Here is an 18,016-nt window from a genome sequence, read left to right on the forward strand (position 1 = left end):
CAACATTATGACTAAGCTTCGCCTTTCGAAATTAACTGGAGCGGTAATTTTAGCTCTAGGTGTTTCTACAAGCGCAATGGCTGCTGATACTTCATCTGCAATGCGTGGTAAAATTACAACGCCTTCAGGTGGCAGTGCTGCAAACGTTAAAATCAAAGTAATTCACCAACCAACAGGTACTATTAGCGAACTAACTACAAACGAAAGTGGTACGTTTATCGCTAATGGTTTACGTGTAGGTGGTCCTTACATGGTTATCATTGATTCTGATACGTTTAACGATACCACTGTTGAAAATATCTACTTGAACCTTGGTGAAACTTACCGTTTAAGCTCGCAGCTTGCTCCGCTAAACATCGAAAAGATTGAAGTGTCTGGTTATAAGATTGTTCAACAATCAGGTGGCTCTAGCAGTACATTTGGCTCTGACACTATTGAAAATATGCCAAGCTTTAATCGCGACATTAAAGATATTGCGCGCTTAAACCCACTTGCCAGTATTAATGGTAATGGTGAGCTAACGTTTGCAGGTAGTAACCCTCGTACCAACGGTTTAACAGTTGACGGTATTGGTCAAAATGATGACTTTGGCTTGAACTTTGGTGGCTACCCTACTTCTCAGCCTCCTGTAGCACTTGATGCTATTGAACAAGTTTCTGTTGATGTATCTCCTTTCTCAGCTTCTAAAGGTAACTTTGGTGGCGGTACTATTAACGCAGTAACAAAGTCTGGTACGAATGAGTTTAAGTTCTCTGGCTTTTATGAAATATCTACTCCTGAGATAGCTGGCGATGTTGATAATATTGTACAAGAAGACGATCTTGATGAGCTAGGTCATAAAACTTACTCTACAAATAAAGTAGAGCCGATTAAAACTGAAGAAAGATTTGGTTTTAATGTCGGTGGAGCGATTATTGAAGATGAACTGTTTTACTTTGTTAACTACGCAGAATGGTCAAGTGAATTAGATCTAGATTACGGCTTTGACGGTTCTGGTGCTTCAAATGAATTTAATACTTCTGAAGCTAACTATAATCGTTTCATTTCTATCTTAAATAATGAATACGGCTTAACTGATTCATTAGCCGGTGCGCCAGAAGATACAAACAAAAACTTGCTTGTTAAATTAAGCTGGAACGCAAGTGATGACCATCGTTTAGATTTCACTTATCAATGGCAAGACGACCAAGATGAGCGTAACTCTAGCACAGGCGGTGATAATATAGCCTTAGTTTCAAGCACTTATGCATACGTAACTAAGTTTAATAACTTTTCATCTAAACTTTACTCTGATTGGACTGAAAACTTTTCAACAGAAATTGGTGTGTCGTATAAAGATGTTACCTCTGATAGCGCAACTCGCTCTAACTTAGGAAGCATTACTGTTGAGGAAGACGGTCGAAATGGTCCTTCTTACAACTTTGGTACAGATCAATACCGCCATGCAAACCGTTCAGAAACACAAAACCTAACTTTTACGTTAGACGCTACGTATTTAATGGATGAGCATGAAATAAACTTTGGAGCTCAGTACGAGTCACTTCGTTTATATAACTTGTTTGCTCAAAACTCTCTTGGAACGTGGAAATTTGATAGCTTAGAAAATTTTGAAAACCGTGAAATTGGTTCTTATGATTTCTCTTATCAAAATGCTTACACTAATGATTCAGCTGATACAGCATATGATGTAAGACGTAACCAGCTAGCGCTTTACATAGAAGATACTTTTTATGTAGGTGATGATTTAGAAGTTACAGCAGGTGTTCGTTATGAGCGTTTGTCATCTGATGATAAACCAACTCTAAATGAAAATTTTGCTAATACGTATGGCTTTACTAACCAAGAAAATCTTGATGGCCTAGACATTATACTTCCTCGTGTTGGCTTTAAGTACTACGTAACAGAAGCGCTTACTATTAATGGTGGTATTGGTCGTTTCCAAGGCGGCATTCCAAATGTTTGGTATAACAATTCATTCCAAAGTGATGGCATTACTTTAGTATCAGCACAAAACGATGTAATTAATGATTACTATGCAAATAACACAGCTGATATTACTCAGGTTCCTGATGAAATAAAAAATACATTAGAGCAAGGTGCTGGTAGCGTTGCGTATATCGACCCTGACTTTAAATTGCCTTCAAGCATTCGTACTCAAATAGGTTTTGAATATGAGTTTGATTCTGAACTATTAGGTGATGGCTTTAAATGGCAAGCTGAAATTGCTTACCATAAAAAAGAAAATGAAGCGGTATGGCATAATTCGTCTATTAACCCAGTAGGCTTAGCTGCGGACGGCGAACGTGTTATCAATCAAAGTATTTACAGTGGCGATAATGTTGACATAGAAATGACTAATTCATCGGATGATGGTCGTTCAATTATTATTTCAACGGGTATTGCTAAACAATGGGACAATGGCCTGTTTGTATCGGCAAGCTATGCTCACCAAGATGTTACAGAATCGTCAGCAGGTTCAGCTTCTCAGGCAGAAGGTAACTATAAGCACAATATTACAGTAAATCGTAATGAAGATATTGCAGCACGTGGCTTTTACGAAGTTGAGCACAGCTTTAAAATTAACTTAGCGTATAACACTGAATTTTTTGAAGGATATGCAACCAAGTTCAATGTTTATTTTGAACGTCGTTCAGGTCGCCCATTTAGTTACACAATGAATATGTATAAAGATGAAGACTTAGGTGATACTAGCTCTTTATTCACTAATGGTGCTTACTTACCTTATATCCCTACAGGTGCTGATGATCCGAATGTAAATTGGGCTGATTCTAAAATGACTTGGGCTGAGTTAGAACCGTTATTAGAGCGTGCTGGTATATCTCAACGTGGTGGGATTTTAGGTAAAAATACAGCAACTCAACCTTGGGTTACTACAATGGATGTTAGCATTAAGCAAGAAATACCTGGCTTTGCTGAAGGTCACACTGGTGAGGTTTATCTAATGATTGATAATTTCGCAAACCTTCTAAACAGCGACTGGGGTGTAGAAAAACGCTTAGGTTACTCTAACCAAACTATTTATGACTTTGGTGGTCTTGATGATCAAGGTAGATATAAAATAGACAACAGTTTTGGCGGTGCGGATGTGCGTAATTACTCGCAAATCAGTTCATCGTCATCAGCTTGGCAGGCTAAAGTTGGTATTAGCTACAAGTTTTAAGTCTTAATAGGTAAGTAATAACACATTAAGTTATTTGTTAACAAAACCCATTGCAAAATTGTAATGGGTTTTTTGTTTTTCACACCCCAATTTCACATGTTTGTCATAAAGCCCACGTAATATATACCCCGATATAGAGTTATTGCTCGAAAAAACACTCAAATAGACAAAAATAGTACTATTTATTAAAAATATATTGCAGTTGTATTTTATTTGTAACGAATAAATAAGGTACACTAGTAACGGATTTTGAATAAATGAACTTCAACTGTTTATTTTGAAAAATTTTAAAATAAAAATATAAAAATTTAATTAATAACTACACGGGAAAATTAAATGAAAACTCAATTACGCAAAACAGCTCTTTCACTTGCTATTGCAGCATGTGTTGGTGTAAGTGGCGCTGCAATGGCTAACGAAACGACCTCAGCAATTAAAGGTCAAGTGATGGGGCCTAACGGCAACCCAGCAGCCGGCACTAAAGTAACAATTTTACACGTACCTTCTGGATCAGTAAAAACAACTGAAGTAAATGACGCTGGTTATTTCACAGCTAAAGGCCTGCGAGTTGGCGGTCCTTATAAAGTAGTTGTTGATTCAGATGTATATGCAGACCAAGAATTCAATAACATAATTCTTAATATTGGTAACGATTACCCAGTAAACGTTTCTCTTGAGTCACAATCAAGCATGGAACAAATTGTAGTTTCTGGCGCACCAATCAGCTCTATGTCAGGTGGTACTGGTCCGGCGTCTACATTTACGCTAACTGATCTTGAAAATACACCAGCTATTAACCGTGATTTAAAAGACATTATTCGTATCGACCCGCGTATCACAATTGATGATAGCCGTGGTTCAATTAACTGTGGTGGTGGTAACCCTCGCTACAACAGCTTAACGCTAGACGGCGTTCGTATGAACGATAACTTCGGCTTAAGCTCAAATGGTTACCCTACTATTCGCGCCCCTTTCTCTTTTGATTCAATTGAACAAGTTTCAGCTGAACTTGCACCGTTTGACGTTCAATACGGTGGTTTTACATCGTGTAACATCAACGCTGTAACCAAATCTGGTGGCAATGATGTTCATGGCGCTGTTTTCTACGATTACACTAGTGACTCTTTCAAGGGTGATAAAATTGAAGGTGATGACGTTGATAACGGTAACTACACCGAAAAACGTTACGGCTTCAACGTAGGTCTTCCACTAATTGAAGATAAACTATTTTTATTTACTTCATATGAAAAACTTGAAGGTGTTCAACAGTTTAACTACGATGGTTTAAGCAGCGGCAGTGTAACTGCTGATGATATCTCGCGTATCACAAGCGTTGCTCAAACTGTATATGGTTACGATGTAGGCGGAATGCCTTCAAGTATGCCTGTTGAAGATGAAAAAATCTTAGTTAAACTAGATTGGAACATCAACGAAGATCACCGTGCAAACTTAATCTATAACTACAACGATGGTAATACTGTTTCACAGTCTGATACTGGTTCTAGCCGTGTATCACTATCTAATCACTTTTATGACCAAAGTGCAGAATTCACTTCAATCATTGCATCTGTTTACTCTGATTGGTCAGATGACTTCTCTACTGAAGTACGTATTGGTAAGTCTGAGCTAGATGCAACAGTACAATCACTAGATGCAGCAAGCAGCTTTGGTGAAATGCAAATTCGTACCGAAGATGGTGGTACAGTTTATATTGGTCCAGATGACTCACGTCAATCTAATGACTTAGACTACGATACAACTACATTTAAAGTTGCAGGTACTTACTACCTTGATCAGCACACAATTACTGCTGGTTACGAGTTTGAAGAGTTAGATGTATTTAACTTATTCGTTCAGCATACTGAAGGTGAATACCGTTTCAACAATGTTGATGATTTTGAAAATGGTATTGCAAGTGCTGTTTACTACAACAATGCTGCTGCTACAAATGATCCAAACGATGCTGCTGCGAGTTTTTCGTACGCTCAGCATACATTTTACGTGCAAGACGAGTATTCGTTTACTGACTTAGACGCAAATATTACGTTTGGTTTACGTTACGATAAATACACCAGTGATGATGTACCTAACTTAAATCAAAACTTTACTGATCGCTATGGCTACAGTAACCAAAGTACATTTGATGGTATTGATTTAATTCAACCTCGTGTAGGCTTCCAATGGTACGCGACAGATGCACTTGAAGTACGTGCAGGTGTTGGCTTGTTCTCAGGCGGTAACCCTAACGTTTGGTTATCTAACTCTTACTCAAACGACGGCATTACTAACATTAGTGCAAACCAGTTTGGTTCTATCGACTTGTTCGCAATACCTAATGTAAATAATGGTACTCCAGGATTTGAAGTACCTCAGTCTCAATTTGATGCAGTAGCTGACACTGTAATCGGCTCAGGCGATTCACAAGCAAACGCTGTTGACCCAGACTTTGAAATCCCATCAGAGTGGAAATACTCACTTGGTGCAACGTACACAACTGAAAACGAGTACGTAATCTCTCTTGATTACTTATACTCGAAGAAAAAAGATGCTGCGTTAATGCGTGACATCGCACTTCAAGATACAGGTACAACTACGTTTGACGGCCGCCCTATTTACGAATCAATTGAAGGTCGTTCAAACGAATACTTACTAACAAATGTTAGCGGTGATAGCGGTGATTCATCAGTTATCTCACTAGCTGTTAGCAAAATGTTTGATAATGGCGTAAGCGTTAACTTTGGTTATGCATACACAGATTCTGATGATGTTAACCCAATGACTAGCTCTGTAGCTGGTTCAAACTACGGTAATATTGCGCTAACAGATCCAGGTAACCCAGGTGTTGCTTCATCTGATTACGAAATTCCACATCGTTTTACTATGACTCTTGGTTATAGTCATGAGTTTGTTGATGGATTTGCTACTCGCTTTAACCTATTCGGTGAAGCATATAAAGGCCTACCATACAGCTACACATTTGATGGCAGTGATAAAGATACTTTTGGTGACAACAACTGGAATGGCAACCGCCAGCTATTGTATGTTCCACTTGAAAACGATCCTAACGTTGTTTACGACATGAGCGCTGCTGATATCAATGAATTCAATGATTTTATCGCATCAAATGGTTTAGAACGTGGTCAAACGACTAGCCGTAACGCTGAAAACTCTGATTGGTTTGTTAAGTTTAACTTTAAGTTAACTCAAGAGCTTCCTGGTTTTATGGAAGGTCACAAAGGTGAAGCATTCTTCGTAATTGATAACCTTACAAATCTGTTAAACGATGATTGGGGCGTACTTAAAAAAGGTCCTTTCGTAGGCGCTAGCATGATCGAAACATCACTTGATGATCAAGGCCGTTACGTTTACTCAGGCTTTAACGGAAATAATGCAAATACATCAGTACAAACTGATGCATCTGTATGGCAAATGCGTGTAGGCGTTCGTTACACTTTCTAATTTAGAACTGTAACCTAAAACATCTTTTAAAAGCCCACTTTGGTGGGCTTTTTTATGCCTTTAATTTGTTATTTAACTTTTCAAAAATACTCACTAGCACTTCGTATTCTTCGTTGGTTAAAGTGCTCAGTAATTGTTTTTCCCAATTCAGTGCATCGGGCGTTATATTTTCATATAAGCTTTGCCCTGCTTGGCTCAGCACAAGTAATGCTGCGCGTTTGTCTTGCTCATTTAGCTCACTTCTCACTAAACCTTTATCTATTAAAACTTTTACCGCGCGTGAAACGGTCGATTTATCCATGTTTGCTTGCGTGCATAAATCCTTTGCGTTGCTTTGGCCATACTGCGCTAAATTAGCAAGTATTCGCCACTGGGGAATATTTAAACCGTACTTAGTTTGATAAACCTCGGCAAAGTCGTTACTAACACGTGTTGCTACATTCGTTAATTGATAAGGTAAAAACGTTGCTAAATCAATTTTCATTTTTAGTTATCCCAGCTTTGTAAGGTTTACTTTGGTGTTCATTAATATTTACGCAGATGCATAGTTGCACATTTGATATTAGTCTCACTTGAGAGTATCTTAACTGAAATAAAAATAATATTAAACCAACCCCCCCTCTCACAGGAGTCAGTGATGGCGACACAATTAAATTATATGACAGGTTTTGGTAATGAATTTGAAACACAAGCGCTACCCGGTGCATTGCCAATAGGACAATTTAGCCCACAAAAGGTTAAATACGATTTATACACCGAGCAATTTAGTTCGACTGCATTTACGGCTCCTCGCGCTTCAAATCGCCGCACTTGGTTTTACCGCCTTCGTCCTTCGGTAGTGCAAGGTGATTACCAAGCAATTGATAACGGCCTAATAAGAACAGCCCCAATCACTGAAGCCGTAACACCACCAACAATGCTACGTTGGAATCCTATTGATATGCCTTCACAGCCTACTGACTTTATTGATGGCTTGGTAACGATGGCAGCTAATGGCAGTGCTAATGGGCAATCGGGTATTGGCATTCATGTATATGTCGCTAATCAGTCAATGCAAGGACGTTACTTTTGCAATGCCGATGGCGAAATGTTGTTTGTTCCTCAGCAAGGTGAGTTATTAATTCACACCGAGTGCGGCAAGTTAAGCATTAAACCAGGTGAAATTGCTGTAATTCCCAGAGGAATTAAGTTCTCTGTTGATTTAATTGATGATACAGCGCGGGGTTATATTTGTGAAAATTATGGCCATGCGTTAGAGCTTGCAGAGCGAGGACCTGTTGGTGCAAACGGTTACGCCAACGACAGAGACTTTCAATACCCCGTTGCTGCCTTTGAAGATAAAAAAGGTGACTTTGAGCTTGTATCTAAATTCAACGGTAATTTATTTAGCTGTGAAATTAAGCACTCTCCTTTTGATGTGGTTGCATGGACCGGTAATAGCTCACCCTATAAATACGACTTATCGCGTTTTAATGTAATAAATACAGTGAGCTTTGATCACCCCGACCCGTCTATATTTACCGTACTAACCTCTCCTTCTGCTACTGAGGGTATGGCAAATGTCGATTTTGTGATATTTCCACCACGTTGGATGGTAGCCGAAAATACATTCCGCCCGCCGTATTATCACCGCAATATTATGAGTGAATTTATGGGCTTAATTGAAGGTGTGTATGATGCAAAAGAGCATGGTTTTGTACCTGGTGGTGCAAGTTTACACAATTGTATGTCGCCACATGGACCTGAAGCCGACGTATTTGAAAAAGCCTCAAATGCTGAGCTTACACCACAAAAATACGAAAACACATTGGCCTTTATGTTTGAGTCGCGCTATATAATTTCACCAACAAAATATGCACTAGAAGGCAAAGAGCGCCAACCAAACTATACCGATTGCTGGCGTACTATTAAAAAACAATTTACAGGTTCACAGGATTAATTATGAAATTATACAGCTACTTTCGCTCATCAGCGGCCTATAGGGTACGTATAGCGCTTAACTTAAAAGCAATTGATCATGAACTTGCTATTGTTAACCTTTTAAAATCGGAGCAGCTTGGGGAAGAATACTTAGCGACTAATCCGCAAGGGTTACTACCTGCACTTGAAACCGATAATGGTGTTTTAGCACAATCGCTTGCAATACTGGAATGGCTTGATGAAACTTATCCGCAATCGCCATTAATTACAGGAACTGCGTGGCAAAAAGCACAAATAAGAAATTTAAGCTTTGCCATTGCCTGCGATATTCATCCTGTTAATAATTTACGCGTGCTGAAGTATTTATCGAACGAATTAGGTGTTGATGACGAGGCTAAAAATAAGTGGTATCGACATTGGATAGAAGTTGGTTTTGAAAAAATAGAACTGATGCTAAACGAAAATGATGACTACTGTTTTGGTAATCAACCAACACTTGCTGACATTTGTTTAGTGCCGCAAGTATTTAATGCAATTCGTTTTAACGTAAATATGAGCGCTTATCCAAAAATTGCAGCTATTTACGAACACTGTAATAAATTAGCTGCATTTAATGATGCTGCACCGCAAAATCAACCCGATGCAAATTAAGCTAGTTCAGTAACTAACTAGAGTTCAGGTTAGCTAGCTTTGTAGCGCACTATGAATAACCGTAATGTGCTCAATTAAATCTAAGCCCAGATCAGTTAAATATCCGCCATCTGGGCTATCTATAATCCCTTTTTCAAATAAACGTTGCGCTGCACTAAGTAAGCTTGGCTCTGCGTCTGAGTGTAATTTAATACCCTGCATTTTACTGTCGCGAGGAAACTTCGCTAATAGTGTGAATTCTTCGATCATTGTTTGATTAAATTGCATTGTGTGCACCTTTTTATTTGAATCCAAGTTGTTCTGTGAGTAACTAAGTTTATAATTAAAATCACTTTGTGTACTTTACACTAGCACGTTTTTTAGCTTAATGTATTATTTTTAACCCTCCCTATTTAAAGGCCTCTAATGCGTAACTTTTTAATTCTATGCTTTTGTTTTAGCAGCTTATCGTATTCAATATTTAGTGAAGCAACAACCCTTAAAACCCATTCAATTATTGATGCAAACCAGTTTGTAAATGAAGAATCAAACTGTTGGTACGACAACAAACGCTATAGCGAAGGCGCGTTAATACAAATTCACTCTTTTACACTTTTATGCGGTGCTAAAAACCCTCAACACAGTAACAGTCAACTCATTTGGCTTAAAATAGATAAACAAGGTAATGCTATTTACCCAACCGCTCCTAAAACAATCACTGTGAATTAGCGCTAAAAGCTGATTTGAGCTACAATGCACGCAGTTTAAATAAGTAGTATGGCTATGGATAATCAACCTAAAAACCCTTTACATGGGGTAACGTTAGAACAAATACTTGTTGAGTTAGAACAGCGACTTGGCTGGAGAACCCTTGGCGAGCAAGTAAAAATCAAATGTTTTACTGATCAACCGAGCATTAAATCGAGTTTAAAGTTTTTGCGTAAAACGCCTTGGGCTCGCGATAAAGTGGAAGCACTTTATATTCACACTATAAATAACAAACCTATTCGTAGACCAAAAAGTGCACCGAGAGAAACATCTTCTCAAGCGCCGGATACAACAGGGTTTGTTTGGCCATCAATTAAAAAATGATGTAAAAAAGGAGCTAATTTAGCTCCTTTTTTAATTGTAACTAGCGCGATTTATTGCTCTTTGCAAATCACATTTAATGAGGCCGGCTCAATAGTAATAACGAGTCTGTGAGCAGTTTTAACTTCACCGTCAAGTACGTACTTAAGCTCTCCTTCGCCTGTCACCTCGACTCTTTTAGCATTTGTATGATGCGAATTTATAGCTAAATGTGTTTGCGTTAAACTGCTAAACATCAGTTCTGCAATACTCAATATTGTCGTAGAATTTTCATTATTTGGTGTTAGCCAATTTACATCAAGAAGCCCGTCACTATGATCTGGCTGCCCACCACCTTGAGCCAATAACGTTGTAAAAGGCGCAGCATTAGCCACAATAAAGCTATTTGTACATATTTCTTTCGGCTCATTATCATCGAGTTTTACACTAAGTAGCTGTGATTTTTGCTCACCAAAGGCTTCAAAAAAACCATTTAAATAGGCAAGTTGCCCCGACTTATTTTTCGACTCTCTATCTGCTTTTTCTATCATAGATTGCTCAAAACCAATACCCGCTAATAAAAGTACTAATTCGTTATTACAATAAGCGGTATCTATTGTGCTTGTTTGACCATCAATTATTAAATCACAGGCTTGTTCAACAGGAATAAATTTAGAGCTAATCCCCATCAATACATGCGCAAGTGCGTTTGCAGTCCCCATTGGTATAATACCTAGCTTACATTGTGTATTTACAAGTACGCTTGCAACTTCGGCCACTGTACCATCGCCTCCACACGCTATTATCATGTCTGGATTTTGCGCAATTGCCTGTTTAGCAAGCTCAATACCGTTTACGTCTTGTGAAGTAGTAAGTACTTTTAAATCGTAATAGGCCGATAACCGCGCAACAATTAAGTGCTCTTTTTCTTGCCATAATCGTGTACCAGATACTGGATTTGCAATTAAAACTGCTTTGTTTTTAATCAGCAGCTCGCCTTTTTTATGGCGCTTAGCTAAATGACGCAGCTGATGCTTATTTAAGTTTGCGGTTTCGCGGGTTTCCTTTATTTGTGCAAGTACTTCATGTACATCTGCATTTTTGTTTTGACTCAATAAATAAGCCGCCATTACAAAAACTGACCGCCCACGGCCTAAAGCACAATGTACAACTACGCGACGGTTTTCTTTAATATGATGATGTATCCAATTAATAGCCTGATTTAACTGAGAATGGGTAGGAATACTATGATCGAGCACCGGAATGTTTAAGTAATTTATATTCTCTTGTGTTGAACTCCACTCGAGTCCGTCAAATTCACACGTAACGTCTAAAATTGCAGTAATTCCGTTATCTTTTAATGTGTCTATGTCTGAGGGAAATAATCGGCAAGCTAAAAATAGGTTTTCGTTTATTTTTTGAATTGGCGGCACTTTATCGCGCTTACGTGACCAGGCATTATAAATTTGCACACCAAATAAAAATGGCACAAACGCCCAACGTATATAAAATGGGATCACCCCATTTTCACGTTTTCTAAATATTTTTGCTGTATTAAAAATATATGCGGTACTCACTAATAAAAGTGACAGTGCAGTCCAATAAAAAACAATAGCAAAGTAAACAGAGTTTACTTCCCAACCAATAAAAATAAGTAGTAATGCTAAAAGTGAATAACCAATTGCAGCCCACATAGTTTCTCCTTTGTGTAAATAATTCCGATTTTCTAATTTTAATTTAAACGGCTTTATGTACTCTTTTGCAAATATCACGCCATATAAATGGCATTTTAAATTCAAATTAAAATCATAAGCTATTGATATATAATGTTAATAATAAAATAAATTTAAGTACAATCTGCTCTTTGTGCATTTTTTACAAACATGTGAATAAATTATACCTACACGTCTAAATTTCAAACACTGATCGGTTATTGCTTGTACTAACGTATAAAGCAGCTAATCTAAAAATCAATTAAATTTTTTGCATCCAAATCACACTCTCAAGCGTTTACTCAATGATAATAAGAAAAACAGGACCCCTATGGATAACGATGATTTACTCCCTCTTTTGTGCGCAACAGCACAAGGAGACAAAAATGCTTTCTCAAGTTTATATCAACAAACTAGCGGCAAACTTTTTGCTATTAGTTTAAATATGCTCACTAACAGAGCTTATGCGGAAGAGGCACTACAAGACGCTTTTATAAAAATTTGGCATAACGCATCTGAATATAACGCCTCTAAAGGCACCGTTATTAGTTGGATGATAAGTATAGTTAGGTATAGAAGTCTTGACTCACTGCGCTATCACAAAGTACGAAAAGAGCAGTCGTTAGGCGATGACGAATATGAAAATGAAAGCATTGACATTAATTACGATGAAGAAACAAAACTAGTTAATTGTATCGAACAACTTGAGCCGCAACAAAAACAAGCTATTCACTTAGCTTATTATAAGGGGCTGAGTCATAGCGAGCTAGTGGATCATATAGAAACGCCATTAGGTACAGTTAAAAGCTGGATCAGGCGTGGGCTTATGCAGCTACAAAGGTGTTTAACATTATGAATTATAATAAACCCGAACTATTAGACGCGCTTGCTGGGCAGTACGTGCTTGGCACACTTAGAGGGCTTGCCCGTAAGCGTTTTCAGCGTCTGTTACTTAACTCAAATCAAGCACGTGAAGCAACAAGTCTATGGGAGCAAAACCTAAACAACTTAGCGAGTGCTATTACACCGCAAACGCCACGTGACGATGTATGGGTAAATATACTACAGCGTATTGAAAACAGGCCACAAACAAGTAAAACAGTCATACATACCAAGCCTTCAATTTGGCGTACATGGTCTTTTGTGGCAACTGCCGCATGTATTGTTTTAGCCTTTTTGGTTATTCAACCCTCTACTAATGTTGTTCAAACGCAACAAATTGCTTTGGTTCAAAATCAAGATAAACAATCATTGTGGTTTATTGATGTAAGCGAGCAAGGGCTCTCAATTAAAGCCAGTAGCCAATTGGTTGCCCAAACTAATAAAGATTATGAGTTGTGGATGATTTTAAAAGGGCAAGATGCACCTATTTCACTGGGTTTACTGCCCAAGCAAGGCAGTAAAATATTATTTAAAGATAACCGCTTTAACGCAAGTGATATCGCATTGTTAGCAGTGAGCTTAGAACCTATTGGTGGCTCACCAAATGGATCTCCTACTGAGGTACTATACACCACAGAGCTGGTACTTTTATAACCCTACTATTATGACTAAAGTTGGCTGTTTACTTAAAGCAGCCAACCTTCTTTAAAACTTTTTTAACAAAAAATAAAAATAATTTAACTTTTTTGCATCCAATTTAAATCCTGCCCCGTTATTAGCTATGACTTCAATCAAAACTAAAGGACAAAGTCATGAAAGCTTTAACTCCATCAATACTCGCAGTAGTAATATGTAGTACGTTTGTAAGTGCACCAAGTGAAGCATCAAGCCACAGAGAAGCGCCAAATATAAGCCGTTTCCCGACTTTAGATTCAACCGATTTTTATGTATTTAATAGTTACGAGCAAGGTCGTGATGATTTTGTAACATTAATTGCTAACTATATCCCGCTGCAAGATGCATACGGCGGTCCTAATTACTTTGCAATGGACCCAGATGCTACCTACAGCATTCATATAGATAACGACGGCGATGCTGTTGAAGATATTACATTTGCGTTTAACTTTAAAAGCATGCTTCCTAATGATAACCAAGGTGTGCAATTAACTGTTGGACCTGAAGGTAATCAGCGTACCGTGTCTGTACCGCTTAAAAATGTAGGCGGTGTATCTGCCGGTGATGACAGCGCTGCAAATTTTAGCGAATCATACACAATGAGTATGATTAGCGGCGCGCAGCGTACTGGCGAAACAACGCTACTAAACAACACAGCATCAAACTCAAGTACATTTTCTAAACCACTTGATTATGTGGGCAATAAAACATTTGGTTCAATGAGCGATTACCAAACTTACGCTGACCAATTTGTGTATCAGGTTTCAATTCCTAACTGTGAAAGCATGGCACAAGTTTTTGTAGGACAACGTAAAGACCCATTTGTAGTTAACCTAGGCAAAACATTTGATTTAGTTAACTATGTACCTGTAGAGGGTGATAGCGCCCCTGGTGCTGGTGACGGCGGTGGTTTTCCAGGTGGTATAACACAATCAGCTGATAACGACGACCTTGCAGATAAAAACGTAACATCAATCGCTATCGAAATACCTAAAAGCTGTATTGTTGGTGAAGGTAACGGCGTAATAGGTTCGTGGACAACAGCAAGCCTACCTCAAGCTCGCGTATTAAACCCTAATGCTAAATTTGCTAATAACGCCGTTAATGGTGGTGCTTTAACACAAGTTTCACGCTTGGGTAGCCCGCTTGTAAACGAGCTTGTAATTGGCATTAAAGACAAAGACACATTTTCCACTGCTCACCCTAAAGATGATGCACAATTTTTAGATTATGTATCTCATCCAGCACTACCAGAGTTATTAAACATTTTATTTAAAGATGCTGTTAATACGACCCTTGGCGCAAACTTAGAAACACTGGCACCCACAAACTTCCCGCGTACTGATTTAATCACTGCATTTTTAACAGGTTTTGCAGGCGTTAATCAACAAGCAACTGTAACACCTTCAGAAATGCTACGTTTAAATACAGGCATTGCAGCAACAGCGCAAGCTGATCAATCTGCATTTGGTGTAGCGGGTAATGATTTAGCCGGCTTCCCAAATGGTCGTCGCCCGGGTGATGATGTGGTTGATATTGCACTTCGTGTTGTGATGGGTCGTTTATGTCATCCTATTCCTGTAAATGGTGAAGACACTGATTTAGGACTTTGTGCACCAGAGGATGCTAATACAGGCACAGTGCCATTTACAGACGGCGCGCCTATTGATGCAACAATGATGGATTCATCATTCCCATACCTTGCAACACCGCTTGCTGGCTCTAAATAAGGAGTAAAATAATGCGTAATTTAAAAACTACCCATATTTGTGTTCTCCTCAGTGCATTAACATTGGGAGCATGTAGTAGCGATGACGATAAAAAACAACCTACACCGGTTGTAAACACAGCGCCTACCGCAAGTGATGCAATGCTAACTACACAAACTGAAGTAAGCATTACCGATATGCTTAGCGCAACCGACAATGATGGCGATTCGCTTACTTACTCGTTAACAAGTGAGCCAACTCTTGGAACTGTTACCGTTAATAGCGATGGTAACTTTACCTATACACCGCATAAAGAAGTGACAGGTTCAGATAGTTTTATGTTTGGTGTAAGTGATGGCGTTAATTCGCAAGTAACTGCAACAGTGAACATTACAATTGACGCACTACAAGTCGACTTTGCTCAATTTGCAACCGATGCATTTAATCAAGCCCCAAATGCAGAGCCGTTAACTGTTAACGGTCGGGTGTTTACAAACACCGATACCGATGTTGATGGATTAATTTCAACAAACGGTAACTAACCAAGTAATTAAGCTGACAGGCCATGGATGGCTTTTTTCAAAGGATATTTATAATGCATTTATCAATTTTTAAGTCCGTCGCATTTATTACTTTCTGCCTAACACCCATTGCGTTAAGCGCTGCGCCTTTTACCCCAAAAGATGATGCAGTTATTGCCAAAAGTAATTCAACGCTTAGTGCTTCTCTGTCTGTTGAGGAAATAAATACATTAGTCACTAACAGCCAATATGCAGGCCAAACAGAGCGCTTACAGGGGCTACTTAAAACCCGTTTAGCCCAGCTATATAAACAAACACCCTCATCTCAAATTGGTTACTTATATGCTCGCGTTTTACAAAAAGAGCACCTTTTTGACGAAGCTATTGATATTGCTAACAACGTTTTGATTGGAGAGCCAAAACATAGTAATAGCCATTTATTGCTAGCCAATATATTTATGACTCAAGGTAAGTTCGCACAAGCAAAAAAACACTGCGTAGCCTTAATTGGGCAAGTAAGCACTATTACTGCTAGCACCTGTGTACTCGATGTACAAAGCCAACATGAAAGCGTTTTAGACAGCTACCAAGCATTAGTAAAAATTATAAATAATAATCAAACTAGCCTAGCTACAAACCATGTTTTAAGTGAAATGAGCTACCGTTTAAATAACTACAAACAAGCGTTGTCTCACTTACAAAGTGTAGATTTAGTTCAAGCCCCTGTGAGCCTTATTGTTTTATGGGCCGATATTCAAATTGCTCTAAATCAACCACAACAAGTATTAAATACATTAAGCGTACTGCTACCTGATAAAAGTAATTTAGAGGATGCTATTTTGTTAAGACTTTCAATCGCAGAAAAAAAACTAAATAAACGCGATAAAAAATGGCAAAATACAATGGCGCAAAGAGTTACACTACGAGAGCTTCGCAAAGATTCTTTTCATGCAAGTGACTTAGCTAAATATTACCTTGATGTACAACCAAATCGCGAAAAAGCACTTTACTGGGCTCATATTAATTGGCAACAGGCTAAAATGAGCACCGATGAGCAATTACTTACTCAAGCAAAAGCGATGCAACGAGACACACTATGAAAACGCCTTATCTATTTATACTCACTTTAATGCTGTGCATTTTTTCAACTTACAGCTTTGCCCATCAATTAAGTACAAGTTATATAACCTTAAATAGCGAGAACAATAACGACACCAACAAAAACCAATACACGGGTACCTGGCAAATTAATATAGCCGACTTAGAGCACGCAGTGCCTCTGGATTTAGACAAAAATGGGCAAATTTCGTGGGCAGAAATAAAAGCAAAACGCAGCTCAATTAATAACTTCATTACAGAAAATTTAAATATCACGCAAAACGCGCAATCATGCCCTTTAAAAAGTGAAGGTATCTATCAGCTAGATAACCATTTTAACCAGCCTTATTTGGTTATTCCGCTGCTGTTTAGCTGTGATGACAATGAAGCAATCTCCCTTTCCTATTCCGCTTTTTTTAAAACCGATGCCAATCATAAATCCATCGTAAATATAAACGGTGTATCTCGTGTATTTAATATCAACGAGGCACAACAAACGTTCAGCTTTGAGCAAACAAGTTATTTAAGTACGTTTAATCAATACGTGTATCAGGGTGTTTTACATATTTGGATTGGTATTGATCATATTTTATTTTTAATCGCCCTGTTACTTACCTGTGTTTTAAAACGCAGCGATAAAGCATGGCAAGGTATTAGCTCTAAAAAACAAATTATTAAACACACAGCATGGATAGTAACCGCGTTTACGCTTGCGCACTCTATTACGCTTACCGGCACCGCTATGAACCTTGTATCACCAAATAGCCGCTGGGTAGAACTTGGAATTGCTATATCGGTTTTATTTGCAGCATTAAATAATGTGTGGCCGTTGGTACTTCGTTTAGGTTGGCTTACTTTTGCTTTTGGTTTACTACATGGGATGGGATTTGCGAGCGTACTTGGCGAACTTGGCTTGTCGAGCGACTATCAACTGCTTAGCATTTTAGCGTTTAATTTAGGCGTCGAAATCGGCCAACTTAGTATCTTACTAGTAGCCTTACCAATACTCATTTATGTACGACACTACACTTGGTATAAAAAGTGGTTAATGCCAATGGGCTCCGTTGCTATCGCAATCATTGCACTTCAGTGGTCAATCGAGCGCTTTTAAATAGACTAAAATAAAAAAGCTAGCCAAAATATTGGCTAGCTTACTTTTGG

General features: G+C 38.4%; 15 protein-coding genes. 12 read left to right on the top strand and 3 right to left on the bottom strand.

The window, feature by feature from the left end; translation table 11 throughout:
* The first annotated feature begins 7 nt into the window (after positions 1-7).
* Both GQR52_RS10240 and GQR52_RS10245 read left to right on the top strand, forming a co-directional pair.
* Positions 8-3,181, top strand: a complete 3,174-nt coding sequence (locus tag GQR52_RS10240; protein ID WP_024607515.1) for a TonB-dependent receptor — start codon at positions 8-10, stop codon at positions 3,179-3,181.
* Positions 3,182-3,517: 336 nt separating this feature from the next.
* Complete coding sequence (locus tag GQR52_RS10245; protein WP_165728352.1) at positions 3,518-6,640, top strand: TonB-dependent receptor; 3,123 nt, start codon at positions 3,518-3,520, stop codon at positions 6,638-6,640.
* Positions 6,641-6,692: 52 nt separating this feature from the next.
* Here GQR52_RS10245 and GQR52_RS10250 read toward each other — a convergent pair whose 3' ends face one another.
* On the bottom strand, positions 6,693-7,124 hold the full coding sequence (locus GQR52_RS10250) for a MarR family transcriptional regulator (RefSeq protein ID WP_165728353.1): 432 nt from the start codon (positions 7,122-7,124) through the stop codon (positions 6,693-6,695).
* Between the two features lie 153 nt (positions 7,125-7,277).
* On the opposite strand from GQR52_RS10250, the gene hmgA reads away from it, so the two are divergent.
* Both hmgA and maiA read left to right on the top strand, forming a co-directional pair.
* Complete coding sequence (gene hmgA / locus GQR52_RS10255) at positions 7,278-8,579, top strand: homogentisate 1,2-dioxygenase (protein WP_165728354.1); 1,302 nt, start codon at positions 7,278-7,280, stop codon at positions 8,577-8,579.
* Between the two features lie 2 nt (positions 8,580-8,581).
* Entirely contained in the window at positions 8,582-9,211 is a 630-nt protein-coding gene (gene maiA, locus GQR52_RS10260; RefSeq protein WP_024593138.1) for a maleylacetoacetate isomerase, read from the top strand.
* A gap of 33 nt (positions 9,212-9,244) precedes the next feature.
* Here the strand turns inward: maiA and GQR52_RS10265 are convergent, their stop codons facing one another.
* Positions 9,245-9,478, bottom strand: a complete 234-nt coding sequence (locus GQR52_RS10265) for a TIGR02647 family protein (protein ID WP_007582405.1) — start codon at positions 9,476-9,478, stop codon at positions 9,245-9,247.
* A 138-nt stretch (positions 9,479-9,616) separates the two neighbouring features.
* On the opposite strand from GQR52_RS10265, the gene GQR52_RS10270 reads away from it, so the two are divergent.
* Positions 9,617-9,919 (top strand): DUF1496 domain-containing protein, encoded by a 303-nt coding sequence (locus GQR52_RS10270; RefSeq protein ID WP_165728355.1) that lies wholly within the window; start codon positions 9,617-9,619, stop codon positions 9,917-9,919.
* Positions 9,920-9,973: 54 nt separating this feature from the next.
* Entirely contained in the window at positions 9,974-10,282 is a 309-nt protein-coding gene (locus GQR52_RS10275) for a VF530 family protein (RefSeq protein WP_010553962.1), read from the top strand.
* A 50-nt stretch (positions 10,283-10,332) separates the two neighbouring features.
* Here GQR52_RS10275 and GQR52_RS10280 read toward each other — a convergent pair whose 3' ends face one another.
* The gene (locus GQR52_RS10280) at positions 10,333-11,952 is read right to left on the bottom strand and encodes a diacylglycerol kinase family protein (protein WP_165728356.1); all 1,620 of its coding nucleotides are present in this window, start codon (positions 11,950-11,952) and stop codon (positions 10,333-10,335) included.
* 349 nt (positions 11,953-12,301) lie between these two features.
* Between GQR52_RS10280 and GQR52_RS10285 the strand changes: the two genes are divergently transcribed.
* From GQR52_RS10285 to GQR52_RS10310, 6 genes are all read left to right on the top strand, one after another.
* Positions 12,302-12,826 carry a sigma-70 family RNA polymerase sigma factor gene (locus GQR52_RS10285; RefSeq protein ID WP_165728357.1) on the top strand — a complete coding sequence of 175 codons (525 nt, stop codon included), beginning with the start codon at positions 12,302-12,304 and terminating at the stop codon, positions 12,824-12,826.
* Positions 12,823-13,506 carry an anti-sigma factor gene (locus GQR52_RS10290; protein WP_165728358.1) on the top strand — a complete coding sequence of 228 codons (684 nt, stop codon included), beginning with the start codon at positions 12,823-12,825 and terminating at the stop codon, positions 13,504-13,506. The genes GQR52_RS10285 and GQR52_RS10290 overlap by 4 nt, the downstream gene beginning before the upstream one ends.
* A gap of 158 nt (positions 13,507-13,664) precedes the next feature.
* The gene (locus GQR52_RS10295; RefSeq protein WP_165728359.1) at positions 13,665-15,257 is read left to right on the top strand and encodes a DUF4331 domain-containing protein; all 1,593 of its coding nucleotides are present in this window, start codon (positions 13,665-13,667) and stop codon (positions 15,255-15,257) included.
* Between the two features lie 11 nt (positions 15,258-15,268).
* Entirely contained in the window at positions 15,269-15,778 is a 510-nt protein-coding gene (locus GQR52_RS10300) for an Ig-like domain-containing protein (RefSeq protein WP_165728360.1), read from the top strand.
* Positions 15,779-15,831: 53 nt separating this feature from the next.
* Positions 15,832-16,857, top strand: a complete 1,026-nt coding sequence (locus GQR52_RS10305; protein ID WP_165728361.1) for a hypothetical protein — start codon at positions 15,832-15,834, stop codon at positions 16,855-16,857.
* On the top strand, positions 16,854-17,966 hold the full coding sequence (locus GQR52_RS10310) for a HupE/UreJ family protein (RefSeq protein WP_165728362.1): 1,113 nt from the start codon (positions 16,854-16,856) through the stop codon (positions 17,964-17,966). Before GQR52_RS10305 ends, GQR52_RS10310 begins: the two co-directional genes overlap by 4 nt.
* Positions 17,967-18,016: the final 50 nt, after the last annotated feature.

The sequence above is a fragment of the Pseudoalteromonas sp. 31A1 genome, from assembly GCF_011378815.1.
Classification (GTDB): Bacteria; Pseudomonadota; Gammaproteobacteria; order Enterobacterales; family Alteromonadaceae; genus Pseudoalteromonas; species Pseudoalteromonas arctica.